The organism is Pseudomonas farsensis (assembly GCF_014268805.2).
Lineage (GTDB): Bacteria > Pseudomonadota > Gammaproteobacteria > Pseudomonadales > Pseudomonadaceae > Aquipseudomonas > Aquipseudomonas farsensis.
In genome coordinates, this window is record NZ_JABWRF020000003.1 from 112177 (window position 1) to 127759 (window position 15583).

Consider the following 15583-nt stretch of genomic DNA (forward strand, 5'->3'; position numbering starts at 1 on the left):
TGAAGGCTTGCTTTACATCGGACCCCACCGGAAGCTATGCGCCACGAGGAGACCCCGATGAACCTGCAAGAACTCACCGAACGCCTGCACCGCATCCGCGACACCAACGATTGGCGGGGCTTTCACAGCCCGAAGAACCTGGCCATGGCTGCCAGCGTCGAAATGGCCGAGCTGGTCGAAATTTTCCAGTGGCTCAGCGAAGACCAGTCGCGCCAACTGCCCGCCGAACAGCTCGCCCACGCAGGCCAAGAGGTCGGCGACATCGTCCTGTACCTGTTGCTGCTGTGCAGCGAACTGGGCCTGGACATGAATGAAGTGGTACGCGCCAAGCTTGCCGACAGCGAGAGGCGCTTCGCCAAATGAACGACCGTCACTTCGATGAACTGGCAACCCGCTTTGCCGAGAAGATCTACGGCGGCGCCAAGGGCGCGATTCGCCTGGCGGTGTTGCAGGCAGACCTTGCCGAAGCGCTGCCAGACCGCCCGTTGCGCGTGCTCGACATCGGCGCTGGGCTCGGCCACATGGCGCTGTGGCTGGCCGAACGCGGCCACCAGGTGACCCTCGCCGAACCCGCCGGCCCCATGCTTGAAGGCGCCCGCGCCCGCTTTGCCGAGGCGGGCCAGCAGGCGACGTTCATCCAGGCGCCCTGGCAGGCACTGCTCGGCCAGCTCACCGAGCCCTACGACGTGGTGCTGTGCCATGCGGTGCTGGAATGGTTGGCCGAACCCGAGAGCATCCTGCCGGTGCTGCACCAGCTCACAGCACCCGATGGCTGTTTGTCGCTGGCGTTCTACAACCGCGACGCGCTGGTGTATCGCAACCTGCTCAAGGGGCATTTCCGCAAATTGCGCAGCAACCAGCTGGCGGGCGAAAAACAAAGCCTGACCCCGCAAAAACCCCTTGATCCGCGCGAACTCCGGGCGCAACTTCAATTGTTGTGGCAGGTCGAAAGCGAAAGCGGCATCCGGGTGTTCCACGACTACATGCCCCGAGAGTTCCAAAGCAAGGCCGAGCTGCTCGACCTGCTGGAAATGGAACTGGCGCACCGTCGCCACCCAAGCTTTGCCGGGCTTGGCCGCTACTTGCACTGGGTCTGCCGCCCCCTCTGAGAACGCGGCCGGGAGGACACATGCTGTACCGTTCACTGTGCCTGGCCGTGCTTGCTCTGACCCTTGCCGCTTGCCAGAGCCCCAACCCGTACGTGGCCAGCGGCAAGCCGATCCCGCCGGCCCCGGCGCAGGCGGCCACGACCTTCGACGCCAGCGCCTACCCGGCCCCAGCGCGTGACTACGGCCGCTATCGCAGCTGGCGCTGGCGCGACAGCCAGGCACCTGGCGGCCTTGCCAATGCCAGCCCCGGCCAGCTTGCCGATGCGGTCAGCACTGCGCTCGATCAACACGGCCTGCGCCCGGCCCATGGCGGTGCGGCGGACCTTCTGGTGAGTGCGGACATTCGCCTGGAAAGGCGTCTGCGCCAAGTACGCGACTACGATTACTACGACCCCTACTACGGGCCTTCGAGCAGCGTTGGCTTTGGCGGCTACCGTAACGGCTACGGGGCGTATGGCAGCGTGCCGATCGTGCGCACCTACCAGGTCGAGGTGATGGTGGTGCGCATCGACCTGTTCGATGCGCGCAATGGCCAGCCGGTCTGGAGCGCGAGTGCCGAGAGCGGCAGCAGCAAGGGCTCCCCGCGCGATCGTGAAAACGCCCTGCGTGAATCGGTGAGCAAGGCACTGAGCGGCTATCCTCCCAGTTAACTGTTGACGGAGACTCATCATGTTGCGTCGTCTTGTTGTTCTGTCGTGCGTGTTGTTGCTAGCGGCGTGTGCAAGCAACAACGTGCAGCACGATTTCGATGCCAGCCGGGATTTTGCGGCCTACCGCAGTTGGGCCTGGCAAGAGCCGGGGTTGCAGTACCGGCCCGATGATCCACGGATCAAGAGCGACCTCACCGAACAGCGCATCCGCGAGGCGGTGGCTGACCAGCTCGACCAGCGTGGGCTGCGGCCGGCGCAGGGTAACGCCAAGGCCGACCTCAAGGTGCGCGCCTACTTGATCGTCGAGCAGCGCCAGCAGCAGGTCACCACCAATTACGGCGGGGCCTGGGGTGGTTATTGGGGCGGCTATTGGGGTGGGCCGATGTACAACGAGACGCGCAGCGTCGATTACAAGGTGGCGACCATTCAGGTCGACTTGTTCGATGGCAAGGATGGCAAGCTGGTCTGGCGCGGGAGCGCCGAGCAGATCATGAACAACTACCCGCCGAGCCCTCAGGAGCGTAATGCTGCGATTCAGAAAACGGTTACCCAGGTCATGAGTAACTACCCGCCCAAGTAAGGCCCGAACCAAACTGTTGCGGCCTCTGGTAGGAGCGGCCTTGTGCCGCGAAAGGGGTGCGTAGCAGCCCAGGCGATTCTGCATGATGCGCAGATCCTGGGGCTGCTTCGCACCCCTTTCGCGACACAAGGCCGCTCCTACAGACAAGGCAACCTGCCATCACCTTGACTACACTCCGCGCACAGCAGCCGTGCTGCCGGGCCTGTGGCCGGCAAAGGAGTGCCTGTGGTTCCCTGCTTCGCTGTGCGCCAACGCGGCGCGATCGGCTTGATGGCCACCCTTGTGCTGGGCCTTGCCCTGCTGTTCATGCTGCTGGCCGTCGACGGCGGTCGTCTTTACCTTGAACAGCGCAAACTGCAACGCATTGCCGACATGGCAGCACTGGAAGCGGCCGAGCACGGCGGCACCTGCACAGGCTCCGGCCCGCAAGCCACGGCGCTGGCACGCATCGCCGCCAGCCGTAACGGGCACGCCGCCAATGCGCCGCTGGTCGCCCGCTGCGGCTACCTGCAAACCGGTGCCGGCAGCATTCGCCGCTTCACCGCCGACAACGCCCGCAACGAGGCGATAGAAGTCGAGGTGCGCAACGCCGTCACCACCAGCGTCGCCGGCAGCCTGTTCAGCCTGGTCGATGGCGCCTTCCAGCCCACCACCAACCTGCATGCCAGCGCCGTCGCCGCATCACCACGCCCGCCCAAGGCAATGCTCAGTATCCGCTCCACCCTGGCCACTGTCAGTTCCAGCCAAGGCACGCTGCTCAACGGCCTGACCAAAGCGCTGGGCGGCAACCTGCAACTGGACCTGCTGGGCTGGCAGGGCATGGCCAATACCCAGTTGAGCCTGCTCAAGTACCTCGACCAACTGGCCGTGGACCTGCACCTCAATGCCGGTGACTATCAGCAACTGCTCAACCTCGACACCAGCGCTACCGTGCTGCTCAAGGCGGCAGCCAAGGTGCTGCAGCAAAACGGTGCTGCGGCCGATGTGGTCAGCAACCTCGGGCGGCTGGCCGCCGATCTGCCGGTTGGCGGCCTGAAACTGGGCGACCTGCTGGATGTTCGCAACGGCACCGGGCAGGCCGGGCTGGATGCCAACCTGCAATTGCTGCAACTGGTGCAAGGGGTGATCCAGCTGGCGGCGAGCGAGCGCGCAGCTACCGCCGAACTGCCAATCAGCGTGCTGGGGCTGGCCAACGGCAAGCTGTACCTGCGGGTGATAGAGCCGCAGCAGGTGTCGGCGGTGGGCGACCCGCGCAGCGATGATTTGCGCGTGCATACCGCGCAGGTGCGGGCGTTGATTTCACTCGACCTGCCTATCCTCAACAATGTTACCGGCCTTGCCAACGCCGTGCTCGACCTGGCCGGGCCGTTGACCAATGTGGTCAGCAACCTGCTCAGCCTCAACCTGCTCGGCACCGTGCAGTCGCTCACTTGCGCCCTCGCGGTGCCCTGCAAGGTCAGCGATATCAAGCTGCTGGACGGGGTAACCCACATCGATATCGGCATCGAAGTCGCAGAAGCCACCAGCCGCCTGCGGCCCATGCCTGCGGATGCCTACAGTTGCTCACCGAAGAGCCTGACAACGGTCACCCAGCGCTCGGCAGCCAAAATAGCCATCGGCAAATTCGAGCTCCCCGAGGACTTCCTGAACCAAGGGACGACCACCGTCAAAGCGCTGCCCTTGATCGACATCGGCACTAACGTCTGCAGTCGTCTGCTGGTTCTGCCGCCAAGCTGCGGTACCCGCGTGCCCTTCGCCGGCGGCGGTATTGGCCTGCGGGTGGACAGCAAGGTACTGGGCAGCAGCCCGAGCGCCAAACCCCTGATATTCAACAACCCACCCAACATTGGCCAGCCGCCGCTTTACCTGAGCGTCGACAGCGACCAGGCGCAGGTAGTGGCAAGCCTTTCAAGCACAGTGGCCGGCATTCATCTGGAAGCCTATCGCCCCGCCGCGAACAGCGGCCTGGGGCAGGTACTGAACCTGACCGCCGGCCTGCTCGACGGGGTCAAGACAATCCTCGAACCCTTGATCAAGAACCTGCTCAGCCCCGTGCTCGACCCGCTGGTCAATACCTTGCTCAAAGTGCTGGGCATCGATCTGGTCAACGCTCAGGTGGGCGCCAACCTCGATTGCAGCGGCGGCCACGCTCAACTGGTGCTGTAGAGCGGCAGCTCTACGCAAAAGCACGCGCCCTGGTCGCTGTTGCCAACGCTCAGGCGCCCGCCCATGTGGCTGACGATGCCGTGGCTCACCGAAAGCCCCAACCCGGTGCCGACACCCGCAGGCTTGGTGGTGAAGAACGGTTCGAAAATCCGCTCGTGCAGGTCCGCGTCGATGCCGCCGCCATTGTCCTCCACCAGTAGCCGCAGCCGCGAACCCTCGACCACTTGGCGCACGCGTATCCAACGCTCGGTGCGGGGCTGCTCCAGAAGGGCATCACGGGCGTTGACCAGCAGATTGATCAGCACCTGCTCCAACTGGTCGGGATGGCCAAGCACCTGCTCCAGCTGCGCAGGCGGCTCCAGCAGCAGGCTCACACCCTTGCCGCGCAGGCCTTCTTCGAGCAACGCGGCGGCGCCTTCAACGGCCGCCCAGGCGGCAAAACCCTGCTGCTCGACGGTCGACCTGCGCCCGTAGACCCGCATGTGCTCCACCAGCCGTTCGGCCCGTGCCACCTGCGCTTCGATGCGCTGCAGCTTGGTTTGCAACCAGGCACGGTCGACCTCGCCGTTTTGCAAGCGATTGAGCGCATTGGCCACGGCCATGCGCATCACATTGAGCGGCTGGTTGATCTCGTGCACAAGCCCTGTGGCCAGCTCGCCAAGGGTGGCCATCTTGGCCCCCTGCAACAGTTGCTGCTGGCTGCGCCGCACCTCGGTATTGTCGCGGCCCACAGCCTGGACTTCCAGCAGCCGGCCCTCTGCGTCGAACAAGCCCCGGTCAGCCCAGATCCACCAGGCGTGCTCACGCCCCGGCAGTTGCAGGCAAATCTCGGCGCTACTGACCGGCTGCTCGGGGGTCAAGGCCGACAGACGCAAAACAAACGCCTCGCGCTGGGCCTCGGACAGCCATTGACCAAGGTTCGCGCCCTCCAACTGCGCCACGCTGCAGTGCAGGTAATCGGCCAGCGGGCGGTTGGCGAACACCAGCGTAAGGTCCGGGCGATAGCGACAGATCATGGCTGGCGAGTCCTCCACCAGCACCCGATAGCGCTCCTCGCTCTGGCGCATGCGCTCGGCGGCGTCCGTGGCGTCTGTAACGTCCAGCCACAAACCGACGACCTCGCGCGGCTGGCCAAGGTCATCGCGCAGCAGGCGCGCTTCGTCAAGCATCCAGTGGTAGCCGCCGTGCACGTCACATAGCCGGTAACGGCTGCGTACATGGCCATCGCGCAGCAGGCTGCGGGTGCGCGCAAGCCACAGCGGGCGGTCGTCGGGGTGTACGGCCAGGCCCGGCTGGCGGGCCTGCTCACTGTCGCTGGCCCAGCCCAACAGCGGCGCCAGGCTGGCACTGAAAAATTCGCCGTGCAGCGCGCCTTCGGCGTAGCCCTGCACATAAATCACCGCAGGCGAGCTGGCGATCAGGTTTTCCAGCCGCGCCTGGGCGGCGCCGGCCTGCTGCTCTTGCTGCTTGAGGGCGGTGATGTCGAGGGCAAAACCGCGCAGGCGATTGCCCTGGCGCTGGCCGGCCAGGTGCAGCCAGCGCGGCGCCGCTTGGGCCAGGCGCAGGCTGAGGTTAAGGGCGTGGCCTTCCCGGGCCTGGGCCAGCGCCAGTTGCGCAGGCTCGCGGTCGGCGGGGTGCAGTTGCGCCAGCCATTGTTCAAGGCCCAGTCGTGGCTCAAGGCCAAACGCCACGGCCACCGCCGGGTCCAGCTGCAACTCGCCGCCCAGCGGCCATTCCCACCAGCCGGCGCCCAGTTGCTGTTGCAGGTCATCGAGCTGGCCGCTCTGCTGCTGCAATTGCTGGCGCCGGTAGCGGGCAAGCAACGGCTCGACCACCGTGCGCGCCAATGCCAGCGCCATATCCGCCGGGGGCAGGTTGGCGACATCGGCACACAACAGCCAGGCTTCGGTATCGCGGCCCTGGCGATAAGGCACCAGATACAACGCTGCGCCACCGCACAAGGCTTGCAGCTCGGGCTGGCCGACCACCTCCAGGGGCGCAGCGCCAGGCAATTGCTGTAGCCAGGCTTGCAGGCGGCTGTCATCGGGCCATGGCCACTGCGCCTCGCTACTGGCGTAGTGGCGCCAGCCGCCCGGCTCGCGCAGCAGCAGGCGCAGCGAACGGGCCTGCCAGTGCCCGGCAATCAGTTGCAACTGTTCACCGGTGGTCTGTACCAGGCGTTCGGCGCCGCATTCGCGCAGGGCGTTGCCGATTTCGCCGAACAACGGCCGTTGTCGGTCCCAGCGCTGCTCGCGCAGCAGGTCGCCGATGTCGAACAACTGCAACAGCCAGCCCTGGCCGTGGCGTTGCAGCCAGCCACGGGTATGCAGGGCATTGCCGGCCAGGGTGTTGAAGTCCAGGTCCAGCGGCAGCCCTTGCCAGTCGGCAGGCTCGCCTTCGAGCACCAGCAGGCTGTGCCGCGCCAGGTAGTCGTGTACCCGCGTCGCGCCTTGCGCGGGCAGCGCCAGCAGGCTGCGCAGGGGCCCGGCCAGGCGCTGCACCTTGGCGTGGTCGTCCAGCCAGAATTGCAGGCCCACCGCAGGCAGCGCCTGGCTATCCTCGTTGGCACCGCCACGCCAGCGGTCGAACAGGCTGCCGCTCATAGCTGCAGGCTCGCCTGGGCTTGCAGGCGCGGGGGCAGTCTGGGCACCTCGCCGATGCCCGGCAGCACCAGCACCGGCAGCACCCGCTCCAGCCGCTCACGCGGGTAGTCGATGCTGACGGTCAATAGCTTGTCCGCACCGATCAACACCCGCGTATCGGTGGCCAGGTTGAAGCCCAGCGCCGCCGGCATCCACGCCAGTTGCTGGCCGATCACCTGATGGGCCAGGGCCTGGACGTCCTGGGTATACGTGGCGCTGGTTGGGTCGACCGCCACACAGCGGCGCACCGCCTCGCTGCTGGCCTGGTTGAACGACTGCAGCATGAGCATTGGCAGCGCATAGCTGACAAGGCCATAGAACACCGCGAAAAACACCATGAATACTGCGACAAACTCGATGGCTGCCGCGCCTTTTTGTTGCCGGACCGGGCCTGCTTGCATGTTCGCGTCTACCCTGACAGTGAGACCTGCCTGACAGCATAGAAGTGATCAACGAATAGGGATGGCGATTTGCCAATGCACAGCATTGTTCTTTTGATGTGGCTTGCCTTGTGCAGCGAACAAGATGTCCGCGAACGTCAGATTTCCAATGCCCTCACCTTGGGCGTGGCCACCGCTGCGCTGGTGTGGCTGTTCGCCACCGGCCACAGCTGGATCGGCGCCGACGCCAGCGACGCGGGCTGGGCGCTGGCCATCGTCATGCTGCTGACCCTCCCCGGCTACATGCTCGGGCGCTTCGGCGCCGCCGACGTCAAATTGATGGGCGCCCTGGCACTGGCCACCAGCCCGCAATACGTGCTTGGCACCTTCATTGGAGCCGGGATAACCGTGGTGGTGTGGCTGCTGAGCCGGCGCAGGCTGTGGACCCTGCTCAACCCCAAGCTGAAAAAACGTTTGCAAACTATTGCTGAAACCCTCGGTGACAAGCAGCCATTCGCGCCTTACGTGTTGGCAGGCTTTCTGCTGACGTCCGTCTGGATCCAATAAGCCCGACTGAACGTCGAGTCGCGGTCTAGAGTCCATGAACATAATTGCAAAGTGCGACTACTGGTCGTGCTGCCAGAGCGACTGGCCCGGGAGCAGGGCCGATACAACAGGGAGTTGATCGTGAACAAAGCCGTCAGTGAGGTGAAAGTACTGGTTGTCGACGACCAGCCGTTGATCGTCGAAGAACTCTGTGAATACCTCGAAGCCAAGGGCTACCGCTGCGTGCCGGCCCACTCCACCGACCAGGCCATCGAGCGCTTCGAGGCCGATGACGGCATTGGCCTGGTGCTGTGCGACCTGCACATGCCCGAGCGCGATGGCATCGAACTGGTGCGTTCGCTCAAGCAGATCGCCGGCCACCAGCGCATGTTCGAGGCCATCATGCTCACGGGCCGTGCGGAGAAGCAGGATGTGATCCGTGCGTTGCGCGAAGGCTTCGCCGATTACTACCAGAAGCCGATGGACCTTGAAGAACTGCTAGAGGGCCTGCGCCATCAGGAAGAAGCGCTGCTGGAGCGGCGCCGCAACTTCCGCGAGCTGGGTAGCCTGAACCAGCGGTTGCAGGAGCTGGCCGAGTCGATCGACGACCTTTACCAGGATCTGGAAAAAGCCCGTGGCCAAGGCACCCACCGCCGCGCCACCGATGCTGCGGAAAGCGAATGGGAGTTGCCGCCAGCCTTCGAAAAGCTCTCACCGCGCCAGCTTGAGGTGGCGCGACTGGTGAGCAAGGGCAAGACCAATTACCAGATTGCGTGCGAGTTGGGCATTACCGAGAACACGGTAAAACTCTATGTCTCGCAGGTGCTGCGCCTGACCCACATGCACAACCGTACACAGCTGGCCTTGGCGCTGACGCCGAGGGCCTCGCCGGTGCATCAGCGGTTTACCACCCATTGAGGCCTGCCAGGGCCGGGGGGCGCTTCGCACCCCTTTCGCGACACAAGGCCGCTCCTACAGACGAACGCGACCTCCTGTAGGAGCGGCCTTGTGTCGCGAAAGGGGTGCGAAGCGCCCCCGGCGATCTAGCAGGACATAGCCAATACCAACCCTCAGTTGTTCGACGAATTAACCTTGGTCCACCGGTAAAAATCCGGTATCGCATACTTGTAGCTGTCCAACCAGCGCTGCATCGCCTGATCGCGCTCTTTATCGGTTTGCACCTGCGGCACAGGCGATGCCTGGCGATTGCTCGCCTGTACCTTCAGCCACGCCTCGGTGGCCGTTTCAGCCGGCCGCTGCGGCTCCTGCGCCAACACCGTCAGCGGCACCACCACACAAGCCAGCACACCCCAGAGTCTGTTCATGCCCACCCCCTTTCAGTTAACCAGCGCCGGCGGCTGCGCTGCGGCGGCCAGCGGACCACGTGCGCCAGCCTTGAGCCGGGCTGCCCGCGCCTGAGCCTCGGCAAACTGCGCAGCGCCCAGATGCAGGCGCCGCACCAGGTCCTCGGCCTGGTTCCAGTTGTCCTGCACCAGCAGCAGCGTCACCAGGTTGATCGCCGGTAGCGGGTTGTCATCCTTGAGCTCGATGGCGGTCAGAAACTCAAAGCGTGCCTGGGCATGCTGGCCAAGGTTCATCTGCACAACGCCCAGGTCGTTGCGCACTTTTTCATCGGTGGGCGCCAGGCGTACAGCGCGCTGCAAGTGGCGCAGCGCCTGCTGGTCGTCGCCGCGCGCCGAGGCAATCTGCCCCAGGCCATGTTCGCCCTCGGCTGCCAGGCAGCCACCGAGCAAGCTGCGGTACAGCGGCTCGGCCTCGTTGCGCCCCAGCAGGCGCAGCACTTTTGCCTTGCGCAGGCGCACCTGATCCAGGCTCTCGGGCAATTGCTCAAGGTGGGCAAGCCCGGCATGCGGGCGGCCTTCGTTGATCATCTGGTCGGCCATGTCCAGGCTCAGTTGCTGGTCGGCATCGGGCTTGCTGCAACTGCCCCCACCGAGCAGGCGGCTCAAGCCATCGGGCTGCTGGCCGGCACACCCTCCCAGCAGCAACAGGCCAGTGAACATCAAGATTGCTCGCATCGCGTTCTCCTTCACGACCCCAATGCCCGCGCCAGCGCGGAAAACCCTGGCCCGGCCAGCACGATCAGCAAGGCCGGAAACAGAAACACCATCATCACCGCCGACATTTTTGCCGACATTTTCGACACCCGCTCCTGCAAGCCGGTCAGGCGCCGGTCATCGAGCAGGTCCTTGAGCGCCTGCAGCGACTTCATCGAGCCACTGCCCTGCACCAGCAACTGCTGCAGGATCACGCAGGTATCGACGAACTCGTCCACCGCCAGCAGCCGCGCGGCCTTTTCCAGCTCGGGGCCGAGTGCCAGGCCCGAGTCGACGCGCTGCAACACCAGGCGCAATTCGGCACTGATGTGCGGCACCAGCGTGCGCCCCTCGTACGCCAGCACCCGCAGGGCCTGCTCCACCGCAAGCCCAGTCTCGAACAGAATGCGCAGCAGCGGGATCAGCAGCCCCACTTCAGCGCTGATGGTGCGTTGGCGCCGGGCAGCGGCCGCTGCCAGCAGGCGTTTGGGCAGCAGGTAACCGGCGCCCAGCGCGCACAGCACCATCACGCCCCAGCGCGCGCTGCGCTCACCGGGCAGGCCATGCACCAGCAGCAATGCCGCCCCGGTCGCCAGCAACGGCAGGCCCAGTTGCACCGCCGCAAACAGCGCCCGCTGGCGGGTGCGGCGCCAACCCAGGCGGTCGAGCAGGGTTTGGGTTTCGCTGTCCAGCCGTTGCAGGCGCAGGCCCAGCGGGCTGCTGCCCAGCCAGTGCAGCCAGTCACCGAGGCGCTCATCGCGGCCCAGGCGGCCCTGCAAACGCCGCGTCACCCGTCGCCGCGCCCGCCACTGCCGCGCCCCCTGCAGCGCCAGCAGGGCAAAGCCTGCCAACAGGCATAGCGCGCAGGCCAGCAAGGCGATGTTCACAGGCTTCTCATCATGCGCCACAACACCACGCAGCCAACGGCTTGCAGGGCGAAGGCGAACAGCAGCATGGTCTGGCCATGACGGTCTTGCCACATGGCCAGCAGATAACCGGGGTTGGCGAACATGAAGTAGCCGACCATGGCCAACGGCAAGGCGCCAAGAATCCATGCGGTGATGCGCGTTTCACCGGTCATCGCTCGCAACTGGCGGCCGCCCTGCTCGCGCTCACGGATCAGCTTGATCAGGTTTTCCAGCAGCTCGCTGGCGTTGCCGCCATGGCGCTGGTTGATACGCAGGCCCAAGGCAAACAGGCGCAGTTCATCCTGGCGATACAGCTCGGCCAGTTCATTGACCGCAACGTCCAGCGCCACGCCCAGTTGCACATTGCGCCGCACCCGCAGCATGGCCGAACGCAGCGGCTCGCGGGTGCTGTCGATGCCACCGAGCACCGCATCGTTGAGGGTGCGCCCGGCCTTGAGGCTGCGCACGCTGTAATCCAGCAGGCCGGGCAACTGCTGGATGATCTGCCGCAACCGCCGCCGGCAGCGCCAGATCAACCCGAGCCAGGCCAGCACCGGCACGCCAAGCAGCGCCAGCAGCCCACCTGCAGCACCTGCGCCCACGGCGGCCAGCAGCACCAGCCCCAACCAGGCGAACACCCAAGGGCGCAACTTCAACTCGCCCTGGGCGAAGCCTGCACGCAGCAGCATAGGGTCGAGCCAGTCGCGGCGAACCGCGACACTGCGCACCGCCAGGTAGGCGCTGCCCAACCGCTGCACGATGCGCTCTTGGCCCCGCTTGAGCAGGCCCAGGCGCACCAGCAGCAGCGCAACGCCCAGCAGCAGCGGCGCCAGTGCCAGCAGCAGCGGGCCCATCAGCGCAGGCCCTCGTGGCGCAGTTTTTCACCGGCAGGGTTCGGCGCTTCGCGCAGGAAGCCCTCGCCGCCACGCCGGTCGAGGCGAAACAGCACGTTGGTGACGTAGACATCGTCACGCACCCCGACCACTTCGAGAATTTCACTGACACAGCGCCGGCCATCGGCAAGGCGGGTCAGCTGGATGACTACATCGAGCGCTGCGCAGACCATCTGTCGCAAGGTCTTTTCGGCCACCTGGCGCCCGGTCAGGCCCACCAAGGTTTCCAGCCGCAGCAAGGCGTCCTGGGCACTGTTGGCGTGCACGGTACTCATCGAGCCGTCGTGCCCGGTGTTCATCGCCGTCAGCACATCGACCACCTCGGCCCCGCGAATCTCGCCAAGGATGATGCGGTCCGGGCGCATGCGCAGGGCGTTGCGGATCAGCTCGCTGGCTTTGATTTCGCCATTGCCCTCAGCGTTCGGCGGGCGGGTTTCCAGGCGCACCACATGGGGGTGGTTAAGCTGCAGCTCGGCAACATCCTCAATGGTCACCAGGCGCTCCTGGGGGGCGATCATCTGGCTGAGAATATTCAACAGCGTGGTCTTGCCGGTACCGGTGCCGCCACTGACCAGCACATTGCAGCGCTGGCTGACGGCCAGTTCAAGGAAGTCGAAAATCGCTTGGTCGATCGCCCGCGTGGCCAGCAGGTCGGCGCTCTTGAGCATGTCCTGGCGGAACTTGCGGATCGACAGGCACGGCCCGTCCAGGGCCACGGGCGGGATGATCGCATTGACCCGGCTGCCGTCGGGCATGCGCGCATCGACCATCGGCGACGACTCATCCAGGCGCCGCCCAAGGGGTGCGAGAATGCGCTGCATCACCCGCTCCACATGGTGCGCATCGATGAAGCGCAGGTCGGTCTGTTGCAGCAGCCCGCCGCGTTCGATGAATACCCGGTACGGGCCGTTGACCAGAATCTCGGTGACACTGGGATCGCGCAGCAGCACCTCCAGCGGGCCATAGCCGGTCAGCTCATCGACGATTTCCTCGCCCAGGCGCTCCATTTCGTAGCGCGACAGGGCCAGGCGCAGGCGCCCGACATAGTCGCCAACCTGTTCCAGCACGAACTGCGCCAGCGCTGGCCGCGCGCCTTCGAGCAGGTTGCGCCCGCTGTCTTCAATGGCATCGATCACATGGCGGTGCAGTGCTCGCTTGAGCACCTGCGGGTCGTTGCCGGCGTGGCGGGTACCGCCAAAAGGTTGCTCTTGGCTCATCGGCTACCCCACAAACGGCGCAGCCAGGTGGTGCTGGGCGGGGCCAGGTTTTCCGAGCGCCGCGCCAGGCGCTCGCCGAGGCTGCGCAGGGCTTGGGTGAGGCTTTCGCGCGGGGCCAGCTCGAACAGGCTCAAGCCCTGGTTCTTGGCGTTCAAGCGCACTTCAGGGCTGTACGGCAGCACCCGCAGCAGCGGCAGGCCGTAGCGCTTGGCCAGGGCTTCGGCGTCCGGGGCAACCTGGCGCAGGAAGCGGTCGACCAACAGGCTGGCGTGCTCAAGCTTGATGCCACGGTCGCGCCACTGTTCAAGTACATCAAGGTTGCGCCGGCAATCGATGATGTTCTGGTCGGTGTAGATGATCAGCTTGTCGCAGTGGCTGACGATGGTGCGCAGTGCCTCGCTGTCGGCCTGCCCGGTCAGGTTGACCACGATGTGCTGGAAATGCTGGCGCAAAGCGCTGAGCAGCATGTACAGCTCGGCGGCGCTGGTCTGCGTGAGCGCCTCGTCGGTGCCGGCATAGGCGAGGATGCGCAGGCCGCCTTTGTCGCCGGTGAAGGCACTGTCGATCAGGGTTGCATCAAGCCTGCGCAAATGGCGCAGCGCGTCACCGAAATGGAACGAGGCCTCAAGGCCCAGCAGCGCCAGGCTGTCGCCACGGGGCAGGCCCAGGTCGAGCAGCAAGGTCTGCTGGCCGCTTTCTTGTACTACCCGCGCCAGATGGGTGGTCAGCAAGGCGCCGTCGGCACTGCGCTGGGCGCCGTAGAGCACGGTCAGGCCGCCCAGGCTCGGGCTGTTGGCCACCGTCGGCAGGCGCTTGCCCAGGCGCCGCACCAGCCCGGCCACTTCGCTGGCCCGCGAGCCGTAGGCGACGAAGTCGCGGGCGCCGGCGCGCATCGCGTGCAGCACCAGCTGGTTATCCATGCCATCGCCCAAGGCAACGATAGCCAGCATCGGCTTGGCTTCCAGCATGCCTTCGATCAGCGCGCACTGGCCCACCAGTTGCTCGCGGTCCAGGCCAATGAACACCAGGTTGCTGAAGGTCATGTCGACCAGCGCCAGCAGCTCATCAAGGCTGCCGCCGCTGGCGCCGATCACTTGACCAAGCGGCGCCAGGGCGCCCTGCAGCCATTGCAGGTCGTCCTCGTTGCGGGTCAGTGCCAGGTAGGTGTGGTTCAGGCTTTCAGTCATTGGGATAACCCGCCACGGCCTTCGAAGTTGCCGTTTTCCAGAAAGAACAGCCGCCCCCAACTGGGGTCGTAGGTGCGCAGCGCCTCGCCGGGCAGCTCGGGCATGCGCGCATTGGCCGCCAGCGGTTGCACCAGGTGCGGGGTGACGATCATCAGCAGTTCGGTTTCCTCACGGTTGAGGCTGGACTGGCGGAAGAACGCACCGATGATCGGCAGGTTGCCCAGGCCCGGCAGCTTGTCGACGCTGGAGCGCACGTTGCTGCTGATCAGGCCGCTGATGATGAAGCTCTCGCCATCGGCCAGGGAAATACTGGTATCGGTGCGCCGTACGTTGAGCGCCGGGACCCGCGTGCCAGCGATGGTCACCGCGTTGTTGTAGTCCAGCTCGCTGACCTCGGGCGCCACCTTAAGGGTGATGCGGTTGCCGCTGACCACGGTCGGGGTCAGGGCCAGGCGCACGCCGAACTCCTTGTACTCGATGGACACGTTGTCGCTGCCGCTGCTGGGCACCGGGATCGGCACCTCGCCGCCGGCCAGAAAACTTGCGGTGAGGCCGCTGAGCACGGTCAGGCTGGGGCGGGCCAGGGTGTAGGCGAAACCGCTGTTCTCAAGGGCGTTGATCATCGCCAGAAAGCGGCTGCTGCCGCCGCCCCAGACAATGTTGAAGGCGTTGTCGTCAAGGGGGATGCTGCCCTGCACCAGCGGCACGTCGCCGGGGCGTACCGTGGTGCCGGGCACAGTACCGGGTGAGCCGATCAGGCTGTTGTTGGAGCCTTTGAAAAACAACCTGGCGCCTGCCTCCTTGTACTTGACCCGGCGTACCTCGACGAAGCGGATGTCGGCCTGCACCTGGGTCGGCAGCTCGGCCTGGCCTGCGGGCAATGCAGCCACCTCGGCCATGTCGGCACTGGCGCGGCCCTTGACGAACAGCATGGCGCGGTGCGGCGCTGCGCTGCAGGCGGTCCACAGCATCAGGCTGGTGCTGCCCTGCCCCACCGCCGTCAGCAGCACGGCCTGGGTGCCGCTGGCCTGCACGTCGGCGACCTTGGGCTCGCCGACGGCGGCGCGGGTGATTGCCACGGGCAAGCGCAGTTCCTGCTGCAAGCCTTGGTCGAGCTCGATCACCGAGGGCAGCCGGGTAAAGTCGGCGCAGCCTTTGCTCGCCGCCTGCGCCGTCGGCAGTTGGGCAAGGCACAAGACAGTCCAGAGCGGCACAAGACGACGCAACGTACGACGCATAAGTGCATCC

The 15583-nt window shown here is 65.7% G+C and carries 16 protein-coding genes; 7 read left to right on the forward strand and 9 right to left on the reverse strand.

Going from position 1 to position 15583, the window contains the following annotated elements:
• Positions 1-57 precede the first annotated feature (57 nt).
• The 5 genes from HU719_RS16750 to HU719_RS16770 all read left to right on the forward strand — a co-directional run bounded on the left by HU719_RS16750 (position 58) and on the right by HU719_RS16770 (position 4505).
• Complete coding sequence (locus HU719_RS16750; protein ID WP_186520977.1) at positions 58-363, forward strand: MazG-like family protein; 306 nt, start codon at positions 58-60, stop codon at positions 361-363.
• Positions 360-1109, forward strand: coding sequence for a methyltransferase (locus HU719_RS16755; protein ID WP_186520976.1), 750 nt, complete (start codon positions 360-362; stop codon positions 1107-1109). Before HU719_RS16750 ends, HU719_RS16755 begins: the two co-directional genes overlap by 4 nt.
• Positions 1110-1129: 20 nt before the next feature.
• A complete protein-coding gene (locus HU719_RS16760; protein ID WP_186536761.1) occupies positions 1130-1759 on the forward strand; it encodes a DUF4136 domain-containing protein in 630 nt (209 codons plus the stop codon).
• A 19-nt stretch (positions 1760-1778) separates the two neighbouring features.
• Positions 1779-2339, forward strand: coding sequence for a DUF4136 domain-containing protein (locus HU719_RS16765; protein ID WP_186520974.1), 561 nt, complete (start codon positions 1779-1781; stop codon positions 2337-2339).
• Between the two features lie 225 nt (positions 2340-2564).
• Positions 2565-4505 (forward strand): pilus assembly protein TadG-related protein, encoded by a 1941-nt coding sequence (locus HU719_RS16770; protein WP_367616477.1) that lies wholly within the window; start codon positions 2565-2567, stop codon positions 4503-4505.
• Here the strand turns inward: HU719_RS16770 and HU719_RS16775 are convergent.
• Complete coding sequence (locus HU719_RS16775; RefSeq protein ID WP_186536762.1) at positions 4490-7108, reverse strand: PAS domain-containing sensor histidine kinase; 2619 nt, start codon at positions 7106-7108, stop codon at positions 4490-4492. The two genes, HU719_RS16770 and HU719_RS16775, sit on opposite strands and share 16 nt — an antisense overlap.
• Positions 7105-7548, reverse strand: coding sequence for a TadE/TadG family type IV pilus assembly protein (locus HU719_RS16780; RefSeq protein WP_186536763.1), 444 nt, complete (start codon positions 7546-7548; stop codon positions 7105-7107). Before HU719_RS16780 ends, HU719_RS16775 begins: the two co-directional genes overlap by 4 nt.
• Before the next feature lie 75 nt (positions 7549-7623).
• On the opposite strand from HU719_RS16780, the gene HU719_RS16785 reads away from it, so the two are divergent.
• On the forward strand, positions 7624-8094 hold the full coding sequence (locus tag HU719_RS16785) for an A24 family peptidase (protein WP_186536764.1): 471 nt from the start codon (positions 7624-7626) through the stop codon (positions 8092-8094).
• A gap of 114 nt (positions 8095-8208) precedes the next feature.
• Positions 8209-8991, forward strand: coding sequence for a response regulator transcription factor (locus HU719_RS16790; RefSeq protein WP_189659961.1), 783 nt, complete (start codon positions 8209-8211; stop codon positions 8989-8991).
• Positions 8992-9143: 152 nt separating this feature from the next.
• Here the strand turns inward: HU719_RS16790 and HU719_RS16795 are convergent, their stop codons facing one another.
• The 7 genes from HU719_RS16795 to HU719_RS16825 are packed head-to-tail and all read right to left on the reverse strand — an operon-like array spanning position 9144 to position 15573.
• On the reverse strand, positions 9144-9398 hold the full coding sequence (locus HU719_RS16795) for a DUF3613 domain-containing protein (RefSeq protein ID WP_186536831.1): 255 nt from the start codon (positions 9396-9398) through the stop codon (positions 9144-9146).
• 12 nt (positions 9399-9410) lie between these two features.
• Positions 9411-10112, reverse strand: coding sequence for a tetratricopeptide repeat protein (locus tag HU719_RS16800; protein WP_186536830.1), 702 nt, complete (start codon positions 10110-10112; stop codon positions 9411-9413).
• A gap of 11 nt (positions 10113-10123) precedes the next feature.
• Complete coding sequence (locus HU719_RS16805; protein WP_186536832.1) at positions 10124-11011, reverse strand: type II secretion system F family protein; 888 nt, start codon at positions 11009-11011, stop codon at positions 10124-10126.
• A 2-nt stretch (positions 11012-11013) separates the two neighbouring features.
• Positions 11014-11895 carry a type II secretion system F family protein gene (locus HU719_RS16810; protein ID WP_186520183.1) on the reverse strand — a complete coding sequence of 294 codons (882 nt, stop codon included), beginning with the start codon at positions 11893-11895 and terminating at the stop codon, positions 11014-11016.
• Complete coding sequence (locus HU719_RS16815) at positions 11892-13148, reverse strand: TadA family conjugal transfer-associated ATPase (RefSeq protein ID WP_186520180.1); 1257 nt, start codon at positions 13146-13148, stop codon at positions 11892-11894. The genes HU719_RS16810 and HU719_RS16815 overlap by 4 nt, the downstream gene beginning before the upstream one ends.
• On the reverse strand, positions 13145-14335 hold the full coding sequence (locus HU719_RS16820; RefSeq protein ID WP_186520179.1) for a CpaE/TadZ family protein: 1191 nt from the start codon (positions 14333-14335) through the stop codon (positions 13145-13147). The genes HU719_RS16815 and HU719_RS16820 overlap by 4 nt, the downstream gene beginning before the upstream one ends.
• Complete coding sequence (locus tag HU719_RS16825) at positions 14332-15573, reverse strand: type II and III secretion system protein family protein (protein WP_186536829.1); 1242 nt, start codon at positions 15571-15573, stop codon at positions 14332-14334. Before HU719_RS16825 ends, HU719_RS16820 begins: the two co-directional genes overlap by 4 nt.
• Positions 15574-15583: the final 10 nt, after the last annotated feature.

Coding starts and splice junctions, on each gene's coding strand:
- HU719_RS16750 (WP_186520977.1), top strand. CDS start 58: ATGAACCTGCAAGAACTCACCGAACGCCTGCACCGCATCCGCGACACC.
- HU719_RS16755 (WP_186520976.1), top strand. CDS start 360: ATGAACGACCGTCACTTCGATGAACTGGCAACCCGCTTTGCCGAGAAG.
- HU719_RS16760 (WP_186536761.1), top strand. CDS start 1,130: ATGCTGTACCGTTCACTGTGCCTGGCCGTGCTTGCTCTGACCCTTGCC.
- HU719_RS16765 (WP_186520974.1), top strand. CDS start 1,779: ATGTTGCGTCGTCTTGTTGTTCTGTCGTGCGTGTTGTTGCTAGCGGCG.
- HU719_RS16775 (WP_186536762.1), bottom strand. CDS start 7,108: ATGAGCGGCAGCCTGTTCGACCGCTGGCGTGGCGGTGCCAACGAGGAT.
- HU719_RS16780 (WP_186536763.1), bottom strand. CDS start 7,548: ATGCAAGCAGGCCCGGTCCGGCAACAAAAAGGCGCGGCAGCCATCGAG.
- HU719_RS16785 (WP_186536764.1), top strand. CDS start 7,624: ATGCACAGCATTGTTCTTTTGATGTGGCTTGCCTTGTGCAGCGAACAA.
- HU719_RS16795 (WP_186536831.1), bottom strand. CDS start 9,398: ATGAACAGACTCTGGGGTGTGCTGGCTTGTGTGGTGGTGCCGCTGACG.
- HU719_RS16800 (WP_186536830.1), bottom strand. CDS start 10,112: ATGCGAGCAATCTTGATGTTCACTGGCCTGTTGCTGCTGGGAGGGTGT.
- HU719_RS16815 (WP_186520180.1), bottom strand. CDS start 13,148: ATGAGCCAAGAGCAACCTTTTGGCGGTACCCGCCACGCCGGCAACGAC.
- HU719_RS16820 (WP_186520179.1), bottom strand. CDS start 14,335: ATGACTGAAAGCCTGAACCACACCTACCTGGCACTGACCCGCAACGAG.
- HU719_RS16825 (WP_186536829.1), bottom strand. CDS start 15,573: ATGCGTCGTACGTTGCGTCGTCTTGTGCCGCTCTGGACTGTCTTGTGC.